The sequence below is a fragment of the Methylobacterium sp. WL116 genome (assembly GCF_008039455.1).
Lineage (GTDB): Bacteria > Pseudomonadota > Alphaproteobacteria > Rhizobiales > Beijerinckiaceae > Methylobacterium.
In genome coordinates, this window is record NZ_VRUV01000885.1 from 1 (window position 1) to 1,147 (window position 1,147).

The window sequence follows — 1,147 nt, forward strand, 5'->3', positions numbered from 1 at the left end:
GGCCGAGACCGCGGCGGCCCGCGCGTCGATCGCCCTGCGGCGCTCGGCCGCCTCCGCCAGGGCGCGCGCGGCCGCCGGGGTGAGGGGACGGGGGGCGGTCCCGCCGCCGTCCTCGACGTGTTCGGTCCGGGCTTCGTCGGTCCCGTCGCGGCTGGTTTCACCTTGCATCGGACTCGCTCAAGTGGGAGGGCATCGGGGTCCGGCGGCAGCACGCCGGCACGAAGGGTCTTTCGAGAAGTGGCATCCATGGGCAGAGGGCGCAACGCGTCCGGGCCGGCGCGGGCGGCGGGCGCGACCAAGGGTCCGCGCCCGGGGCCGAAATCGCCGCCGAAATCCGCACCGGAGGCGGTCGAGGCGGACGTCGCCGGCCTCGCCGCGCGCCGGGTGGCGCACGCCGTCGTCGCCGACCTGCTGGGCAAGAACCGCGCCCTCGCCCTGGAGGATGCGCTGGCCCAGGCGTCCCGCGTCGCGGGGCTCGACGCCGGCGATGCCGGTCTGGCGCGGGCCATCGCCACGGTCACCTTCCGCCGCCTCGGCTTCCTCCGGCGCGCGCTCGCCGCGCGGATGGAGCAGGGCCTGCCCGAGGACAAGCCGCGCCTCGTCGCGCTGCTCGCCACCGGCGCCGCCCAGATCCTCGACCTCGCCGTTCCCGACCATGCCGCGGTCGACCTCGCGGTGCGCCTGGCCAAGGCCGATCCGCAGGCGCGGCATCTCGCCGGCCTCGTCGCCTCGGTGGTGACGCTGCATCAGGCGCCGGGCGCCCTCGTCGTGGCGATGCTGGCCGCGCGCGTGCGCGACCAGCGCGGCTGGATCGTCGCGGTGCTGGCCGCGACGCTGACCGGCTTCCTCGTCCTCGCCTTCGGACCGGAGAGCCTGCGGTTCCCCGCCTCCGGGCTCCTCGGCCTCGGCATCGGCGGCTGCTTCGGGCTGGGCTTGAGCCTCCTCGTCCTGCGCACCCGCGACGCCGCCTCGGCCGGCGCCCTCTCGGCGATGGCGCAGGGGATCGGCTACGTCTTCGCCTCGCTCGGCCCCCTCGGCTTCGGCCTCGCCCACGACGCCACCGACGGCTGGGTCCTCCCGGCCGCCCTGTTCGCGACGATCATCGCGGCGGCGGGCGTCGCCGCGATGATCGTCGCGAACAGGGCGG

1 protein-coding gene and 1 pseudogene are annotated in these 1,147 nt (G+C 77.0%); one reads left to right on the plus strand and one right to left on the minus strand.

Features of this window, described 5'->3' with window-relative positions; all coding sequences use genetic code 11:
• Nucleotides 1-168 (minus strand): annotated as a pseudogene (locus tag FV223_RS32200) (DUF1674 domain-containing protein); the annotation flags it as partial.
• A 78-nt stretch (nucleotides 169-246) separates the two neighbouring features.
• Here FV223_RS32200 and FV223_RS28190 point away from each other — a divergent pair.
• Nucleotides 247-1,147: transcription antitermination factor NusB (locus FV223_RS28190; RefSeq protein WP_281407483.1), on the plus strand; the 901-nt coding region annotated here is incomplete at its 3' end.